Below are 16,145 nucleotides of genomic sequence, written 5' to 3'. Positions count from 1 at the left end.
CGGCTGGCGCCGCCGGCCGGCAGGCTCCGGGCTCATTCCAGCAGCCGGGTGCCATGCGGCGTGTCGAACTCGGCGGACAGTGCGGGCGCGCCGGTTTCCACCATCACCCGCCGGTCGTCCAGGAGCGGCCGCAGCAGCGCCTGCAAGCTATCGGCCTCGGGATGGCGCACGGTCAGCCGCCGCAGCCGGCAGCCGCTGTCCTCCAGCATCGCCGACGGGTGGGTCAGGCTTTGCCACTGGATCAGCGCCGGATGGCAATTGTCAAAGGGCAACACCCCGTCTTTGGGCGCCGACATCAGCCAGCGCAGGTCATCCCGGCCCAGCGCCACCGGCGCCCCCAGGCCGTCGGGCAGGTGTGCCAGCATCGCCGCCAGGTCGTCGCAGCGGCAGATCCAATTGGTCGGCCGCGCCCGGCCGGAAAACCGGTCCAGCCCGAACAGGCGCGCCCGGTCCGGCTCGGGCGCATCGGGATCGGTGGCAATCGCCTCGAGGTAGAGGCCGTCGGCCAGGCCCAGCAGCCGGTTATGGGTGCCAAACAGGGCATGGCGCCCGCCGGGCTGCAGCGTGACCCCCAGCGCCGCCTCGCAGGCCTCGGTCGCCTCGTCCAGGGTGGCGCCGGCCACGGCGATATGATCGAGTTCCAACATGACGGCCCCATCATAACCCGCCGCGGGCCAAAATTCGTCGACGAATTTTGTCATGAATTTTCAAAAATTCATGACCACGCGCCGGGTGCAGGGCGGGCGCCGGCAATTTGCACGGAAAAAGAGAGGGATAGCCGCCGTACTTGCCCGAGGCGGGTAAAATTCGTCGACGAATTTTGCCATGAATTTTCGAAAATTCATGCTCCCGCTTACAGGAACCAGGCCGCCAAGGCCCAGAGCGTGGCCAGAACCGTGGTGTAAAACGTCGCCGCGAATCCAAAGGCGCGCAGCGGTGGCGACAGGTGATACCCGGCCCAGAAGGCGATCCGCGCGAGACCGAAGGCACCCCCCATCGCCAGCACCACGCTGCCGCCCAGGGTCAGCGCCACGAAGGGCCAGGTCAGCAGCGCCAGCACCCCCTGCTCCACCGTGTTGCCCAGCACCCGCTGATCGACCCAGGCGGCGCTGCCCGGCGCGGCCGCCTCGCCGTCGATCAGCGCATCGTCGAAAAACCGCCGCTGCGCCAGCCGCCCGATCAGCGCCAGCAGCACCAGCCCCGGCACGGTCAGCGCGAAGGGTGCCACCATCGGCAGCGGCACGAACCCGATCGACAGGCGCTGCCCGCCCCAGACCACCGCCAGCGCCCACAGCGCGCCCAGCGCCATGCCCAGCAGGATGGCCGGCCGCCGGTTCATTCCGGGTCGTGACATACCGCCTCGATATTGTTGTCATCCGGGTCCAGCACGAAGGCGCCGTAATCATCCGGATGGTACTGCGGCCGCAGCCCCGGCGCGCCGGTGCCGATCCAGAAATCGGGCTGTCCGGCGCCAAAGCCGGCATGGTCGCGATGGCCGCCGGTCATCTCGTCGGTGACTTCCATCATCAGCGCATAGCCCAGCGGCGCCAGCGCCGCGGTGAAAAACGCCTTCGAGGTTTCGTTATCGCTCACGGCAAATCCGGTATGGTCGATCATCGGCGTGCTCCCCCGCGTGTCCCGGCGCAACCGTACAGGGCCGGCCGGGGGCCGGCAATCGGCATCACCCGGCCGCGTCGCGGCTCTGCTGTGTGTCGCTCAGGCGCCGCGGGCCGCGCGGATCAACCGCAGGATGTCCTCGGCCGCCTCGGGGATATTGGTGCCGGGCCCGAAGATCGCCTTGACCCCTTTCTTGTAGAGAAAGTCGTAATCCTGCTGCGGAATCACCCCGCCGCAGATCACGATGATATCGCCCGCGCCCTTCGCCTTCAGCGCCTCGACCAGCTGCGGCGCCAGCGTCTTGTGCCCGGCCGCCTGCGACGAGATGCCAACCACGTGCACATCGTTGTCCAGCGCATCCTGCGCCGCCTCTTCCGGGGTCTGGAACAGCGGCCCGACATCGACGTCGAAACCGATATCGGCAAAGGCGGTGGCAATCACCTTGGCGCCGCGATCATGGCCGTCCTGGCCCATCTTGACCACCAGCATCCGCGGCCGCCGGCCCTCGGCCTCGGCAAAGGCCTCGACCGATTTCTGGATCGCGGCAAAGCCCTCGTCACCCTCATAGGCGGCACCATAGACACCCGCCAGGGTCTTCACCTCGGCCCGGTGCCGGCCGAATTCCTTTTCCATCGCCATGCTGATCTCTCCAACCGATGCCCGGGCCCGTGCGGCCTCGACCGCGGCCTCCAGCAGATTTCCACCCTCCTTCGCGCGCCGCGTCAGCTCATCCAGCGCCGCGGTGCAGGCCGCCTCGTCGCGGGTGGCGCGGATCTTTTCCAGCCGCGCGATCTGCGACTGGCGCACCTTGTCATTGTCGATCTCCAGGATGTCGATCGGGTCTTCCTTGTCCTTGCGGTACTTGTTGACGCCGACAATCACCTCGGTGCCGCGGTCGATCATCGCCTGCCGGGTCGCCGCGGTCTCCTCGATGCGCAGCTTGGGCATGCCGCTGGCCACCGCCTTGGTCATGCCGCCCATCTCCTCGACCTCCTCGATCAGCTTCCAGGCCTCCTTGGCCAGCTGGTCGGTCAGGCTTTCGACGTAATAGGAGCCGGCCAGCGGATCGACCACATGGGTCACGCCGGTTTCCTCCTGCAGGATCAGCTGGGTGTTGCGCGCGATCCGGGCCGAGAAATCGGTGGGCAGCGCAATCGCCTCGTCCAGCGCATTGGTGTGCAGCGACTGGGTGCCGCCCAGCACCGCGCTCATCGCCTCATAGGCGGTGCGGATCACGTTGTTATAGGGGTCCTGCTCCTGCAGCGACACGCCCGAGGTCTGGCAATGGGTGCGCAGCATCGAGGATTTCGGGTTCTTCGGCTCGAACTCCTCCATGATCCGGCTCCACAACAGCCGCGCCGCGCGCAGCTTGGCCGCCTCCATGAAGAAATTCATGCCGATGGCAAAGAAGAAGGACAGCCGCCCGGCAAACTTGTCCACGTCCATGCCCCGCGCGATGGCGGCACGCACATATTCGCGCCCGTCGGCCAGGGTATAGGCCAGTTCCTGCACCAGGTTCGCCCCGGCCTCCTGCATGTGATAGCCGGAGATCGAGATCGAGTTGAAACGCGGCATCTCGTTGCTGGTATATTCGATGATATCCGCGATGATCCGCATCGAGGGTTCCGGCGGGTAGACATAGGTGTTGCGGACCATGAACTCCTTCAGGATGTCGTTCTGGATGGTGCCCGACAATACCGACTTGTCATGGCCCTGCTCTTCCCCGGTCACGATGAAGCTGGCCAGGATCGGGATCACCGCGCCGTTCATCGTCATCGACACCGACACCTTGTCCAGCGGGATGCCGTCGAACAGGATCTTCATGTCCTCGACGCTGTCGATGGCGACGCCGGCCTTGCCGACATCGCCGGTCACGCGGGGATGGTCGCTGTCATAGCCGCGATGGGTCGCGAGGTCGAAGGCGACCGAGACACCCTGCTGCCCGGCGGCCAGGTTGCGGCGGTAAAAGGCGTTGGATTCCTCGGCCGTCGAAAACCCGGCATATTGCCGGATGGTCCAGGGCCGGCCGGCATACATCGTCGCCTTCACCCCGCGGGTAAAGGGCGCCTCGCCCGGCATGGTGCCCAGATGGCCGACCTCCTGCAGATCGTCTTCGGAATAGACCGGCTGAACCTCGATGCCTTCCAGCGTCTTCCAGGTCAGGTTTTCGAGCGGCTTGCCACGCAGCTCGGCTTCGGCGCGCTTGCGCCATTCGGCCTTCTTGGTCATTGCGTCCATTGGGTGTTCCTCTCGTCTGGTCTATCCGGGCCAGGTACACGCCCGGCCACGTCGATTTCAAAGTTCCGGCCCCGGTGCTGTGCCGGGTCGCCGGTTTGACCCCGCGGGTGCCGGCAAAAGCGGAGTTGCCGGCAATTTTCCCGGCCTCCGGGGCATTCGGCATTCGCAATCCGCACCAACCCGCCTATATTCGAGCGAGCAGGAGAATTTATGCGACTGATATTAGCGCTTGTTCTGGCGTCATTAATCACACCCGCGGCACTGGCCGAAGGGGCCGTGGCCGATGATGACGCGCCGCTGATCCGCCCCGCCGGCGACAGCACGTTGGACGATTTCCAATGGCGGATACGCCCCGTGGTGGTGTTTGCCGACAGCCCCGCCGACCCGCTATTTGCCGAGCAGATGGACATCCTGCAGGACGGGCTGGAAATGCTGGCCGAACGCGACGTGGTGATCCTGACCGATACCGATCCGGCGGCGCGCTCGCCGATCCGGCTGAAACTGCGCCCGCGCGGTTTCATGCTGGTGCTGGTGGCGAAAGACGGCACCGTGCTGCTGCGCAAACCGCTGCCCTGGACGGTGCGCGAACTGACCCGGTCGATCGACAAGCTGCCGATCCGCCAGCGCGAGGTCGAGGAGCGGCGGAAAAGCTCGGAATAGCCGGCCGAAACCGGCCGGCCCTTCCCTATTTTGCGATTCCGCGCCAACATCTGGGGTGCCTCCTTCGAACGGTCGCCGGGCTACTCGAACTCCATAATCACCTCGTCCACGGCCAAGCTGTCGCCGGCAGCGGCGTTGATCTTGCTGACAACCGCCCTTTTCTCGGCGCGCAGGATGTTTTCCATCTTCATCGCCTCGACCGTGCACAGCGGCTGCCCCTCCTGCACCTCGTCGCCGACCGCCACATCGACCTTCACGATCAGGCCGGGCATCGGGCACAGCAGCAGTTTCGAGGTATCGGGCGGCAGCTTTTCCGGCATCAGCTCGGCCAGGTCGGCCTGGCGCGGCGTGCGCACATGCACCTTCAGATCGGCGCCGCGCGACCGGATGCGGAAGCCGCCGGAAATCTTGCCGACCTTCAGCACCAGGGTTTCGCCATCGGCGTCGATCTCGGCCAGCTGGTCGCCCGGCGTCCAGTTGCTGGTCACCCGGTGCACGGTGCCGTCGGCAAAGCGCACCGAGGATCCGCCCGGATCGGCGCTGACCTTCACGTCGAACCGCTGACCTTGCAAAGTCACCGCCCAGTCATCGCCGACCTGGCGTTCGTGGTTGTCCATCCGGCCCGAGATGCGGGTGCGCCGGATTTCCGCCACCCGGTGCATCGCCGCGGCGCTGGCGGCGATCTTGCGCAGCGCCTCGACCGGCAGTTCGACCCCGTCGAAGCCTTCGGGATATTCCTCGGCAATAAAGGCGGTGGTCATGTCGCCGGAGACGAATTTCGGATGATCCATCACTGCCGACAGGAACGGCAGGTTATGCCCGATCCCTTCCAGTTCGAACCCGTCCAGCGCGTTGCGCATATGTTCGATGGCCTCGCCCCGCGTCGGCGCCCAGGTGCACAGCTTGGCGATCATCGGGTCGTAATACATCGAGATCTCGCCGCCCTCGTAGACGCCGGTATCGTTGCGCACCACGTGGGTTTCCTCGACCACCTCGGCCGGCGGGCGATAGCGCGACAGCCGCCCGATCGACGGCAGGAAGTTGCGATAGGGATCCTCGGCATAAAGCCGGTTCTCGATGGCCCAGCCGTTCAGCTTGACATCGTCCTGGCTGAGGCGCAGCGGTTCGCCATTGGCGATGCGGATCATCTCCTCCACCAGGTCGACGCCGGTGATCAGCTCGGTCACCGGATGTTCCACCTGCAGGCGGGTGTTCATTTCCAGGAAATAGAAATTCTTGTCGCCATCGACGATGAATTCGACGGTGCCGGCGCTGGTATAGCCCACCGCCTTGGCCAGGGCGACGGCCTGGTCGCCCATCGCCTTGCGCGTCGCCTCGTCCAGGAAGGGCGACGGCGCCTCTTCCACCACCTTCTGGTTGCGGCGCTGGATCGAACATTCCCGCTCGCCCAGATAGATGCCGTTGCCATGGGCGTCGCACAGCACCTGGATCTCGATATGGCGCGGCTGGGTGACGAATTTCTCGATGAAGATGCGGTCATCGCCAAAGGAGCTGGCCGCCTCGTTCTTGGACGATTGGAAGCCCTCGCGCGCCTCCTGGTCGTTCCAGGCAATCCGCATCCCCTTGCCGCCGCCGCCGGCGCTGGCCTTGATCATAACCGGATAGCCGATCTCGCCCGAGATCTTCACCGCCTCGTCGGCATCGGCAATCAGGCCCATATAGCCGGGCACCGTCGACACTCCGGCCTCCTGAGCGATCTTCTTCGAGGTGATCTTGTCGCCCATCGCCTCGATCGCCTTGACCGGCGGCCCGATAAAGGCCACGCCGGCGGCATCCAGCGCCTGGGCGAATTTCGGGTTTTCCGACAGGAAGCCGTAACCGGGATGCACCGCCTCGGCCCCGGTTTGCTGGATCGCCGCCATCACCTTGTCGATGACGATATAGGACTGGTTGGCCGGCGGCGGGCCGATATGCACCGCCTCGTCCGCCATCTCCACATGCAGCGCCTGCCGGTCGGCATCGGAATAAATCGCGACGGTCGCAATCCCCATCTTGCGCGCGGTCTTGATCACCCGGCACGCAATCTCTCCGCGGTTGGCGATCAGGATTTTCTTGAACATTCTGCGTCCTTCGTCATGAGGCTTGTGAAAACGAAAATGCCGCAACCGGGCGCGGGCCCGGTTACGGCATCGAAAACGTGCAAGTCTATCGCCGCGGCGGTCAGCCGCGCGGTGTCAGCACCTGCTGGGATTTTCCTGGCAATAGACCAGGTTTGCGGCGGCGCCCACTGCGGCGCCGGTAAGCAGATCGGTGTTGAAAATCGCCGAGGCGCCGGCACCGGCCGCGCCGCCATACAGCGCCTGTTCACCCACCGTGTCGCCGCAGGCCGCCAGACCGCCGCACAGCGCCAGTGCCAGCGCGCTGCCCGCCTTGATCCGTGACTTAAACATGGCTTGGTTCCTTCGTTTTCTTGATTGCTCGATGAAGCAACCCATGACCTGAAACGAAAGTTCCGCAAGCGCCTTTCGCGCCCCGCGCAGAGATCGGCGGAGTTGCGCGCAGCCGCCGGCAATGCCTTGCCGAAGCCGCTAAAAATACCGGGCAGCAACATGCGTGCGACATGCGCTTGCCCGGTCAGGGAAGGGGTACGGAATTTGTGGTCTGCGGACCCGGTCCACCGGTGTTCCAGCCCCGCACATATCAGCCTGTCGCCAACCGCCCCCGCGCTCAAGCGGTGGCCGAAGCGGGGAGGGTTTTGGGCCAATTCGCGCCGATTGCCCCCCTGCCCCGGCAGCAGATTCATGCCGATACGCCTGGCGATCATGGCGCGAATACCTCGGGAAAGCTGGCGCGCGCGGCGGCAACGTCGATTTGCAAAAGCGCCTCGTAATCGGCGGGATCGAACGGCTCCTGCGCCGGGATCACCTCGCGCCCGAACAGCCAACTCAGCCGCCCGGCGTCCAGGTTGCCGCGCTCGAACGGCGCGTCGCCGAAATGCTCCCATAGGGCCTCCAGAAAGGCGGCGTCGGCGCGGCGGTCGGCGGGTTTGCGGTCGGCGTAACGTTCGCGCCGGGTGATCGGTGTCACCCCGCGCGGATTGGCGCGGCGGATGGTGAACTGAAAATCGGTGCCCGGCAGCCGGCCGGGAAACCCGCGATGTTTCAGCATGGCGCCCTCCGCGATGCGTGGCGGCGGGCAGATTGGTGCAGGCCCATCAATACGGCTCCCAGATACAATGGCCATCCTCGGGCCGGTAGATTTCGAAAAACTGCGTCGCCTGCGGATCGGGTTCACCGAAAGGCACCGCGCGGTCCGACAGGGAAATCACGATGCGCGCCGCGTCGATCTGATGGCGCGCCAGGTAGTCCATCGCGAAGCCATGACAAAGATGTTCCATGTCCTGATGGGCGATCTCGACGTCTATGCGGCCCAGATCGCGCGCCACATCGGGCGCCAGGAAGCGGAACCGCGCCCACATCTCGCCCGGCGTCTCGTCGGCCAATACCTCGATCAGGTCCAGGGGCTGACCGGATGGCACGGCAACGGTATCGGCGGCATTGTCAGCCGACAGCGAGGTGGCACAAACAGCAAGAACACCCGAAAATCCGCAGCCCCGGCCCCATCCCGTAGGACGAGCTCCTCCTGCCGGGGCCGCAGGCGCATCGCCGAAAGCGCGCGCTAACTTGATTCCGGTTGGGCGGATCATTGCCCGGATTGACCCTTCGTGTCAAATACTGACGCAGATGTGATCACCCCTGCCCAATTCGCGACCAGTTTTGCAACAATCAGCGGTTGCGCAGCGCCTCGATCAACGCGTCCTTGTCCATCTTCGACCGGCCGTCGATTCCAAGTTCCTGCGCCCGGTCGTACAAATCGTCCTTGGTCCATTCCTCGTAAGGCGGCGCCTTGCCGCCCTTTTCCGAAGGCGACATCGACGAATTCGCCTTGGCATTGGCGATGCGCGCGGCCTTTTCCTTCGAAGCGCCCTTGTCGCGCAGCGCCTCGTAGGTGTCTTCGTCCTTGACGCTGGGCCGTTGATCTTTTTCCGCCATGATCATGTCCTCCTGAACAGGAAAACAACGATTGCAGCTGGCCGGTTCCGTGGCTCATCCGACCTCTCCCGGTCAAAGCGGAATATTGTCGTGCTTTTTCCAGGGATTCGTCAGCTTCTTGTTCCGCAGCGAGGCAAAGGCCCGCGCCACCCGCCGCCGGGTCGAATGCGGCATGATCACCTCGTCGATGAAGCCGCGCTCGGCGGCGACGAAGGGATTGGCAAAACGGTCCTCATAGCTTTTGGTGCGGTCGGCGATCTTCTCGGGATCGCCCAGATCGGCGCGATAGATGATCTCGGTCGCGCCCTTGGCGCCCATCACCGCGATCTCGGCGGTGGGCCAGGCATAGTTGAAATCGCCGCGAATATGTTTCGAGCTCATCACGTCATAGGCGCCGCCATAGGCCTTGCGGGTGATCACCGTCACCTTTGGCACCGTCGCCTCGCCATAGGCGAACAACAGCTTGGCGCCATGCTTGATCACACCGCCGAATTCCTGGCTGGTGCCGGGCAGGAAGCCGGGCACATCGACGAAGGTCAGGATCGGGATCTCGAAACAGTCGCAGAACCGCACGAAGCGCGCCGCCTTGCGGCTGGAATCGATGTCCAGGCACCCGGCCAGAACCATCGGCTGGTTCGCCACCACGCCCACGGTCTGCCCTTCCAGCCGGATAAAGCCGGTGATGATATTCTTGGCGAAATCCTCCTGGATCTCATAGAAATCGCCCTCGTCCGCGACCTTCAGGATTAGTTCCTTCATGTCATAGGGCTGGTTCGGGTTCTCGGGGATCAGCGTGTCCAGGCTGTTCTCGATCCGGTCGGGCCGGTCGAAGAAGGGGCGCACCGGCGGCTTTTCCCGGTTGTTCAACGGCAGGAAATCGACCAGCCGCCGCACCTCGGCCAAGGCCTCGACATCGTTGTCGAAGGCGCCGTCGGCCACCGAGGATTTCCGGGTATGGGTCGAGGCGCCACCCAGTTCCTCGGCGGTGACCTGTTCGTTGGTCACCGTCTTCACCACGTCCGGGCCGGTGACGAACATGTAAGAGGTGTCGCGCACCATGAAGATGAAATCGGTCATCGCCGGCGAATAGACCGCACCACCGGCACAGGGGCCCATGATGACCGAAATCTGCGGCACCACGCCCGAGGCCATGATGTTGCGCTGGAACACGTCGGCATAGCCGGCCAGCGAGGCCACGCCCTCCTGGATGCGGGCGCCGCCGGAATCGTTGATGCCGATCACCGGCGCGCCGTTCTGCACCGCCATATCCATGATTTTGCAGATTTTCTGCGCATGGGTTTCCGACAGCGACCCGCCGAACACGGTGAAATCCTGCGAGAAGACGTAAACCATGCGCCCGTTGATGGTGCCCCAGCCGGTGACCACGCCATCGCCGTAAGGGCGGCTTTGCTCCATGCCGAAATCGGTACAGCGATGGGCGACGAACATGTCGAATTCCTCAAAGCTGCCTTCATCCAGCAACAGCTCGATCCGTTCCCGCGCCGTCAGCTTCCCGCGCTTGTGCTGCGCGTCGATACGGCCCTGTCCACCACCCAGGCGGGCCAGATCGCGACGGTTCTCAAGCTCGGTAAGGATATCCTTCATGCCCTGTCCCTTTGTCCCAGACGTTCGTGCGACCATATCGCCAAACCGATTGCCACCAAAGCACTATCTCGCAAATTTGCAACTTACTTTCCAACCCGGAGCATCAAACTGAATAATTGCAAATTCCCGGTTTTCCGCCACCCCATCGGAAACAAAGATGGAACAACGCCGCCGTTCCGGTAAAATCGGCCCCACGAGCCGGAGGAGAACGATATGAACCAAGCTATTTTGGAAGCGCTTCAGTTCAGCTATATTCACTCGCGCGATCCGATCAACACCACCAGTGATCCCCGCTATCTGATCACCTATCAATACGCGACCACCTCGCAGCCCGACGACCTGCCCACGTCCACCGTCTTTGACGGCTGGACCGCCCTGACCGCGGCAGAAAAGGCGGCCATCGAGGCACAGTTTGATTACATCGAAACCGTGCTGAACGTCCGTTTTGTCGAAGTATCGGGCGAAGACGACCCCGATATGAACCTCGGCAAGGTCACCATTCCGGGCCAGACGGTCGGCTTTGGCGGCAATTCGATCACCTTCTCCGGCAACACCATCCTAAGCTGGGACGGTTTTGCCGTGTTCGACAACACACTGGACATCTCGCAGGCGTCGCAGATCAACCTGATCCTGCATGAAATTGCCCATGCCCTGGGCCTGAAACACCCGTTCGAAGGTTCGGCCACGCTGCCCGCAGCGACCGAGAACAACAAGTTCACCGTGATGTCCTATACCGACAACCCGGACAATGGCGCGGCCAGCGACGCCTTGATGCTGTATGACATCTTCGCCTTGCAGGACATCTGGGGCGCGACCGACCACCGTACCGGCAACACCACCTATGACGGGCCGCGCACCACGACGGTGGATTCGGTCTGGGACACCGGCGGCACCGATATCTTCGATGCCAGCGCCAAGACCACCGATGTCACCCTCGACCTGCGCGAAGGCGAGTTTTCCACCTTTGGCACCTATCCGGACGTGGTGATCACCTTCGGCACCCTGATCGAGAACGCCACTGGCGGCAGCGGCAACGACACCCTGACCGGCAACGCCGCCAACAACCTGCTGAAAGGCGGCCGCGGCAATGACGAGATCGTCGCCGGCCTGGGCAAGGACACGCTGCGCGGCGACCAGGGCAAGGATACGCTGAAAGGCCAGAGCGGAAATGACACGCTGCGCGGCGGCAACGGCAATGACCGGCTGCTGGGTGGTGGTGGCAAAGACGATCTGGAAGGCCAGAAGGGGCGCGACAAGCTGGACGGCCAGAAGGGCGATGACGACCTGACCGGCAACCAGGGCAAGGACGTGTTCTACTTCCGCAAGAATGGCGATAACGACACCATCCTCGACTTCCAGGACGATATCGACGTCATCCGCGTGAAAAAACTCGGCAACCTGTCCAGCGTTCTGGATTCCGCCGACCAGGTCGGCAGCGACGTGGTCTTCGATTTCGGCGGCGGCGACACGCTGACGGTCCTGAACACCACGCTCAACGCGATCAGCGACGACGTCGGCGTCTGAGACCCGACCGGGCCGGTCCTGCGCGCACCGCCACGGCGGCGGGTGCGCTTTCATATTCTGCACAGAAATATGCCGTTGCAGAGATGGACAACTAACAAATTAAGCACTACCTGCCCGATCATGCTTCAAAAAACGCCCTCGCGTTATCTCAACAGGATCACGCCCCCGCATATCTCGACGCTGATCCTGGCGACCGGGCTGTCGGCGCTGGCGATGAACATCTTCCTGCCCAGCCTGCCGAAGATGACCGAGCATTTTCAGACCGATTACCGGCTGATGCAGCTTTCGGTGGCGCTCTATCTCGGCGCCAGCGGCATCCTGCAAATCCTGATCGGGCCCATCTCGGATTACCTCGGCCGCCGGCCGGTGATCCTGGCCGGGGTCGGCCTGTTCCTGCTGGCCACCATCGGCTGCGTGCTGTCGCCCACGATCGAAGTGTTTCTCGTCTTCCGCATGTGCCAGGCGGTGGTGGTGGTGACCATGGTGCTGAGCCGGGCGGCAATCCGTGACATGTACGACCAGGACCGCGCCGCCAGCATGATCGGCTATGTCACCATGGGCATGGCCGTGGCGCCGATGATCGGACCGGCGTTGGGCGGGCTGCTGGACGAGGTGTTCGGCTGGAAATCCAGCTTCTGGCTGATATTCATCCTGGGCGCCGTTACGCTCTGGCTGATCTGGGCCGATTTCGGCGAAACCGCGCGGGTCGCCGGCAAAAGCCTGCGCCAGCAGCTGCGCGACTATCCCGCCCTGCTGCGCTCGCCCCGGTTCTGGGGCTATTCGCTGGCTCTGGGCTTCAGCTCTGGCGCCTTCTTTGCCTATCTCGGCGGCGCGCCCTATGTCGGCACCGAGGTCTATGGCATGACGCCCGGAGAACTGGGCGTGTTCTTCAGTGTGCCGGCGGTGGGCTATTTCGGCGGCAACTTCATCACCGCGCGCTATGCCACCCGCTTTGGTATCAACCTGATGGTGGTGTGGGGGGGGCTGATCGTCGCGTTTGGCCTGGCCCTGCCAGTCCTGCTGATGCTGGCCGGGTACGGCTCGCCCTATGTTTTCTTCGGCTGCATGTGTTTCGTCGGCTTCGGCAATGGCATGACCATGCCCAATGCCACCGCCGGCGCCCTGTCGGTGCGGCCGCACCTGGCCGGCTCTGCCGCCGGCCTGAGCGGCGCGATCATGCTGGGCGGCGGCGCCGCGCTCAGCGCCTTCGCCGGCAGCCTGCTGACCCCGGAAAACGGCGCGCTGACGCTGCTGACCATCATGCTGGCCACCACCCTGGCCGGGCTGGTTGCGATCTGCGTGGTGATCTGGCGCGAACGCCAGCTGGGTCTCTGACCCCTTGCCCGCGGGGCTTTGCAAACCTATCCTGCAGCGGTCGCAAAACTGCAAAGGTCGGGAATGGCCAGCCAAAAACTCTATGCCGGCGCCAAGCTGCGCGAAATCCGGACCCGCTTTGGCCTGACGCAAAAGGATTTTGCCGCCAAGCTGGGTGTGTCGCTGCCCTATCTGAACCAGATGGAAAACAACAACCGCCCGGTCAGCACCACCGTGGTCCTGGCGCTGGCGCAGGAATTCGGCATGGACGTGACCGAACTGTCGACCGGCGACAGCGAGCGCCTGGTCAGCGACATGCGCGAGGCGCTGGCCGACCAGATCTTTGCCGATACCATGCCGCCGATGGCCGACCTGCGCCTGACCGCCTCGAACGCGCCGGCGCTGGCGCGGGCGTTTCTGGAACTGCACCGCAGCTATCGCCAGACGCATGAGCGGCTGGCCTCGCTGGACGAGGCGCTGGGCCGCGAGGACGCGCGGGGGCAGGCCAGCCCCTGGGACGAGGTGCGCGACTTCTTTCATTATTGCGACAATTACATCGATGCGGTCGACCGCGCCGCCGAAACCTTTGCCGCCCAGGCCAGCGGCAGCCAGACCATTCGCGACATCGCCCAGGCCCGGCTGGCCGAACAGGGCATCACCGTGGAACTGGCCGAGATCGACACCCTGCGCCGGTACAACCCGGCGGCCCGGGTGCTGCACCTGTCGGCACGCGCGGCGCCGCAAACCCAGACCTTCCAGATGCTGCTGCAACTGGCGCTGCTGGGCCAGGACAAGCTGCTGGAGGCGACGCTGGATTTCGCCCGCTTCCACACCGAAGAGGCGCGCGCCATCGCCAAGATCGGCCTGGCCAATTACTATGCCGGTGCGGCGCTGATGCCCTACCAGAAATTCCTCGCCGCGGCGCAGGCCTGCCGCCACGACCTGGAAGTGCTCAGCGCCCGTTTCGGCGCCTCGATCGAACAGGCCGCGCACCGGCTGTCGACGCTGCAGCGCCCCGGCGCCAAGGGCATCCCGTTCTTCTTCGTCCGCGTCGACCAGGCCGGCACCATCACCAAGAGGCACTCGGCCACAAGGCTGCAATTCGCCCGTTTCGGCGGCGCCTGCCCGCTGTGGAACGTGCACCGCGCCTTCGAAACCCCCGGCCGCTTCCTGCGCCAGTTGGCCGAGACGCCGGACGGGGTGCGCTATATCAGCCTCGCCCGCGACATCTCGAAATCCGGCGGCTCCTTCGGCGCGCCGGTGCGCCGCTATGCGATCTCGCTGGGCTGCGAGGTCCGCCACGCGGATTCGCTGGTCTATGCCGACGGGCTCGATCTGAAGAACGACAGCGCCTACGAGCCGATCGGCATTTCCTGCCGCATCTGCGAACGCAAGACCTGCCACCAGCGCTCGGTGCCGCCGCTGGAACGGCGGCTGACCATCAATGCCGATGAACGCGGCGTGCTGCCCTACGAGGTGATGTAGCGCGCCACTGCCTCAGCGCCGCGCCCGGCGCCAACCGGCGGCCCGCGCCGCCGCTTCGGAACAGAACCAGCGCTCGCCCTTGGCCTCGGAAATGCGGGTGCGGGCGTAATGCTCCTGCCCCGGCAGGTGATAGATGCGGGTGCCGTTCGACGAGATATTGCCCTTGATCCGGCAGTCGCCCGCCGGCGCCGCCGCCACCCGCGCCTGCCCGGCGCGAAACTCCGCCGGCCGCTGCACGGTTCCGTCATGGATGCCGGCGCCGCGCACCAGGGCGGCCTTTTCATCCAGGTCGTAGTCCATCGAATAGTCGCGATAGGCCAGCGCCAGCCCCTGCTGCACCAGTTCGCGCCCGGCATCCCGGCCGTCAACGGCACAGCGCGCCACGATGCGGTCATACCGGTCCCGGGTCACCGTGCGGCAGACCGCCCGCCGGCCCTCGTACAGGCGGCCGGTTTCGGCGGCCGCCCATCGGCCGCAGCCCCAGGTGCTGCCATCGGCGCGGGTACAGTCCTGGTCCAGCTCCGGCGCGTCGATCCCGAACAGGCGCACGGTTTCGCCGCCAACCGACCAGGTGTCGGCGTCTATTACGCGGATGCGCCCGGCCGGATCGGCCCCCGCCGCCGCCGGAACACCCATCAGCACAGACAACACCAAAACCCTTAACATAAGGTTCAGCTAGCCGCGCCCGGGCTCCGCCGCAAGCTCCCCCCGTGCAAATGCCCTAGCGCTGTGACGTTTCCCACGCAGGGTGAATCCAGGGTTGGTCATTTGCCGGCGGCAGCGGATCGCGCCCCAGCAGATGATCGGCGATCTTCTCGCCCACCATGATGGTCGGCGCGTTCAGGTTGCCATTGGTGATGCGCGGAAACACCGAACTGTCGGCCACCGTCAGCGCCTCGACCCCGATCACCCGGCCCTGCGGGTCGACCACCGCGCCGGGATCGTCGGCGCGCCCCATCCGGCAGGTGCCACAGGGGTGATAGGCGCTTTCGGCATGATCGGCGATAAAGGCGTCCAGTTCGGCATCGCTCTGCACCGCCGCCCCGGGCTGGATCTCGTGCGCGACGTAGGGCGCAAATGCCGGCTGGGAAAAGATCTCGCGGGTCAGCCGGATGCAGGCCCGGAATTCCTCCCAGTCGCGCGGCTGCGACATGTAGTTGAACCGGATCACCGGCGCCGCCGCCGGATCGGCCGAGCGCAGCGTCACCGCGCCGCGGCTGGTCGAGCGCATCGGCCCGACATGGGCCTGGAACCCGTGCCCCTCGGCCGCCGCCCGGCCGTCATACCGCACCGCGATGGGCAGGAAATGATACTGGATGTCCGGATAGTCGATCCCGGCCCGGCTGCGGATGAAGGCGGCGCTTTCGAACTGGTTCGAGGCGCCCAGCCCGGTCTTGGTCAACAGCCACCGCGCCCCGATCAGCGCCTTCGAGACCAGGTTCCAGTGCCGGAACAGGGTGACCGGCTGGCTCGCCGCCATCTGCACATAGAGCTCCAGGTGATCCTGCAGGTTGGCCCCCACCCCGGGCCGGTCGGCCAGCACCTCGATGCCATGCGCCGCCAAATGCGCCGCCGGCCCGATCCCCGACAGCATCAGCAGTTTCGGCGAATTGATCGACGAGGCCGCCAGCACCACGCCGCGCCGCGCCGCGATCACCCGGCCATCGGCCAGCGCCACGCCGGTGGCGC

The 16,145-nt window shown here is 65.1% G+C and carries 16 protein-coding genes; 4 read left to right on the top strand and 12 right to left on the bottom strand.

Annotated elements, in window-relative coordinates; genetic code table 11:
• Nucleotides 1-32 precede the first annotated feature (32 nt).
• The 4 genes from CVM52_RS17185 to scpA all read right to left on the bottom strand — a co-directional run bounded on the left by CVM52_RS17185 (nucleotide 33) and on the right by scpA (nucleotide 3,846).
• Nucleotides 33-647: a VOC family protein gene (locus tag CVM52_RS17185; protein ID WP_100163694.1), complete on the bottom strand. Its 615-nt coding sequence runs from the start codon at nucleotides 645-647 to the stop codon at nucleotides 33-35.
• Nucleotides 648-853: 206 nt separating this feature from the next.
• Nucleotides 854-1,354, bottom strand: a complete 501-nt coding sequence (locus tag CVM52_RS17180) for an MAPEG family protein (RefSeq protein WP_100163692.1) — start codon at nucleotides 1,352-1,354, stop codon at nucleotides 854-856.
• Nucleotides 1,336-1,617 carry a VOC family protein gene (locus CVM52_RS17175; RefSeq protein WP_100163691.1) on the bottom strand — a complete coding sequence of 94 codons (282 nt, stop codon included), beginning with the start codon at nucleotides 1,615-1,617 and terminating at the stop codon, nucleotides 1,336-1,338. Before CVM52_RS17175 ends, CVM52_RS17180 begins: the two co-directional genes overlap by 19 nt.
• 99 nt (nucleotides 1,618-1,716) lie before the next feature.
• Complete coding sequence (gene scpA / locus CVM52_RS17170; RefSeq protein WP_100163690.1) at nucleotides 1,717-3,846, bottom strand: methylmalonyl-CoA mutase; 2,130 nt, start codon at nucleotides 3,844-3,846, stop codon at nucleotides 1,717-1,719.
• 219 nt (nucleotides 3,847-4,065) lie between these two features.
• Here scpA and CVM52_RS17165 point away from each other — a divergent pair, with 219 nt between their 5' ends.
• Nucleotides 4,066-4,515 (top strand): DUF4174 domain-containing protein, encoded by a 450-nt coding sequence (locus CVM52_RS17165; RefSeq protein ID WP_100163689.1) that lies wholly within the window; start codon nucleotides 4,066-4,068, stop codon nucleotides 4,513-4,515.
• 80 nt (nucleotides 4,516-4,595) lie between these two features.
• Here CVM52_RS17165 and CVM52_RS17160 read toward each other — a convergent pair whose 3' ends face one another.
• The 6 genes from CVM52_RS17160 to CVM52_RS17135 all read right to left on the bottom strand — a co-directional run bounded on the left by CVM52_RS17160 (nucleotide 4,596) and on the right by CVM52_RS17135 (nucleotide 10,133).
• Nucleotides 4,596-6,596, bottom strand: a complete 2,001-nt coding sequence (locus tag CVM52_RS17160) for an acetyl-CoA carboxylase biotin carboxylase subunit (protein WP_100163688.1) — start codon at nucleotides 6,594-6,596, stop codon at nucleotides 4,596-4,598.
• 114 nt (nucleotides 6,597-6,710) lie between these two features.
• Entirely contained in the window at nucleotides 6,711-6,926 is a 216-nt protein-coding gene (locus CVM52_RS17155) for a hypothetical protein (RefSeq protein WP_100163687.1), read from the bottom strand.
• Nucleotides 6,927-7,296: 370 nt separating this feature from the next.
• The gene (locus CVM52_RS17150; RefSeq protein ID WP_100163686.1) at nucleotides 7,297-7,644 is read right to left on the bottom strand and encodes a hypothetical protein; all 348 of its coding nucleotides are present in this window, start codon (nucleotides 7,642-7,644) and stop codon (nucleotides 7,297-7,299) included.
• Nucleotides 7,645-7,690: 46 nt separating this feature from the next.
• Nucleotides 7,691-8,047, bottom strand: coding sequence for a DUF6497 family protein (locus CVM52_RS17145; protein WP_276308645.1), 357 nt, complete (start codon nucleotides 8,045-8,047; stop codon nucleotides 7,691-7,693).
• Between the two features lie 214 nt (nucleotides 8,048-8,261).
• A complete protein-coding gene (locus tag CVM52_RS17140; protein ID WP_100163693.1) occupies nucleotides 8,262-8,528 on the bottom strand; it encodes a DUF7218 family protein in 267 nt (88 codons plus the stop codon).
• Between the two features lie 72 nt (nucleotides 8,529-8,600).
• Entirely contained in the window at nucleotides 8,601-10,133 is a 1,533-nt protein-coding gene (locus CVM52_RS17135; protein WP_100163684.1) for an acyl-CoA carboxylase subunit beta, read from the bottom strand.
• Nucleotides 10,134-10,346: 213 nt separating this feature from the next.
• On the opposite strand from CVM52_RS17135, the gene CVM52_RS17130 reads away from it, so the two are divergent.
• From CVM52_RS17130 to CVM52_RS17120, 3 genes are all read left to right on the top strand, one after another.
• A complete protein-coding gene (locus tag CVM52_RS17130) occupies nucleotides 10,347-11,657 on the top strand; it encodes a M10 family metallopeptidase C-terminal domain-containing protein (RefSeq protein WP_100163683.1) in 1,311 nt (436 codons plus the stop codon).
• A 120-nt stretch (nucleotides 11,658-11,777) separates the two neighbouring features.
• Entirely contained in the window at nucleotides 11,778-12,992 is a 1,215-nt protein-coding gene (locus tag CVM52_RS17125) for a multidrug effflux MFS transporter (protein WP_100163682.1), read from the top strand.
• 63 nt (nucleotides 12,993-13,055) lie between these two features.
• Nucleotides 13,056-14,456, top strand: coding sequence for a helix-turn-helix domain-containing protein (locus tag CVM52_RS17120; protein ID WP_100163681.1), 1,401 nt, complete (start codon nucleotides 13,056-13,058; stop codon nucleotides 14,454-14,456).
• 12 nt (nucleotides 14,457-14,468) lie between these two features.
• Here the strand turns inward: CVM52_RS17120 and CVM52_RS17115 are convergent, their stop codons facing one another.
• Nucleotides 14,469-15,107 carry a thermonuclease family protein gene (locus CVM52_RS17115; RefSeq protein ID WP_442439577.1) on the bottom strand — a complete coding sequence of 213 codons (639 nt, stop codon included), beginning with the start codon at nucleotides 15,105-15,107 and terminating at the stop codon, nucleotides 14,469-14,471.
• Between the two features lie 70 nt (nucleotides 15,108-15,177).
• Nucleotides 15,178-16,145 (bottom strand): GMC oxidoreductase (locus CVM52_RS17110; RefSeq protein WP_205964980.1); only part of this gene is annotated, 968 nt, incomplete at its 5' end.

Origin of the sequence: Pseudooceanicola lipolyticus, from assembly GCF_002786325.1 — a bacterium.
Taxonomy (GTDB): domain Bacteria; phylum Pseudomonadota; class Alphaproteobacteria; order Rhodobacterales; family Rhodobacteraceae; genus Pseudooceanicola_C; species Pseudooceanicola_C lipolyticus.
This window is presented reverse-complemented; position numbering and strand designations above follow the sequence as displayed.

Coding starts and splice junctions, on each gene's coding strand:
- CVM52_RS17175 (WP_100163691.1), bottom strand. CDS start 1,617: ATGATCGACCATACCGGATTTGCCGTGAGCGATAACGAAACCTCGAAG.
- CVM52_RS17135 (WP_100163684.1), bottom strand. CDS start 10,133: ATGAAGGATATCCTTACCGAGCTTGAGAACCGTCGCGATCTGGCCCGC.
- CVM52_RS17160 (WP_100163688.1), bottom strand. CDS start 6,596: ATGTTCAAGAAAATCCTGATCGCCAACCGCGGAGAGATTGCGTGCCGG.
- scpA (WP_100163690.1), bottom strand. CDS start 3,846: ATGACCAAGAAGGCCGAATGGCGCAAGCGCGCCGAAGCCGAGCTGCGT.
- CVM52_RS17165 (WP_100163689.1), top strand. CDS start 4,066: ATGCGACTGATATTAGCGCTTGTTCTGGCGTCATTAATCACACCCGCG.
- CVM52_RS17130 (WP_100163683.1), top strand. CDS start 10,347: ATGAACCAAGCTATTTTGGAAGCGCTTCAGTTCAGCTATATTCACTCG.
- CVM52_RS17120 (WP_100163681.1), top strand. CDS start 13,056: ATGGCCAGCCAAAAACTCTATGCCGGCGCCAAGCTGCGCGAAATCCGG.
- CVM52_RS17150 (WP_100163686.1), bottom strand. CDS start 7,644: ATGCTGAAACATCGCGGGTTTCCCGGCCGGCTGCCGGGCACCGATTTT.
- CVM52_RS17155 (WP_100163687.1), bottom strand. CDS start 6,926: ATGTTTAAGTCACGGATCAAGGCGGGCAGCGCGCTGGCACTGGCGCTG.
- CVM52_RS17185 (WP_100163694.1), bottom strand. CDS start 647: ATGTTGGAACTCGATCATATCGCCGTGGCCGGCGCCACCCTGGACGAG.
- CVM52_RS17125 (WP_100163682.1), top strand. CDS start 11,778: ATGCTTCAAAAAACGCCCTCGCGTTATCTCAACAGGATCACGCCCCCG.
- CVM52_RS17180 (WP_100163692.1), bottom strand. CDS start 1,354: ATGTCACGACCCGGAATGAACCGGCGGCCGGCCATCCTGCTGGGCATG.
- CVM52_RS17140 (WP_100163693.1), bottom strand. CDS start 8,528: ATGGCGGAAAAAGATCAACGGCCCAGCGTCAAGGACGAAGACACCTAC.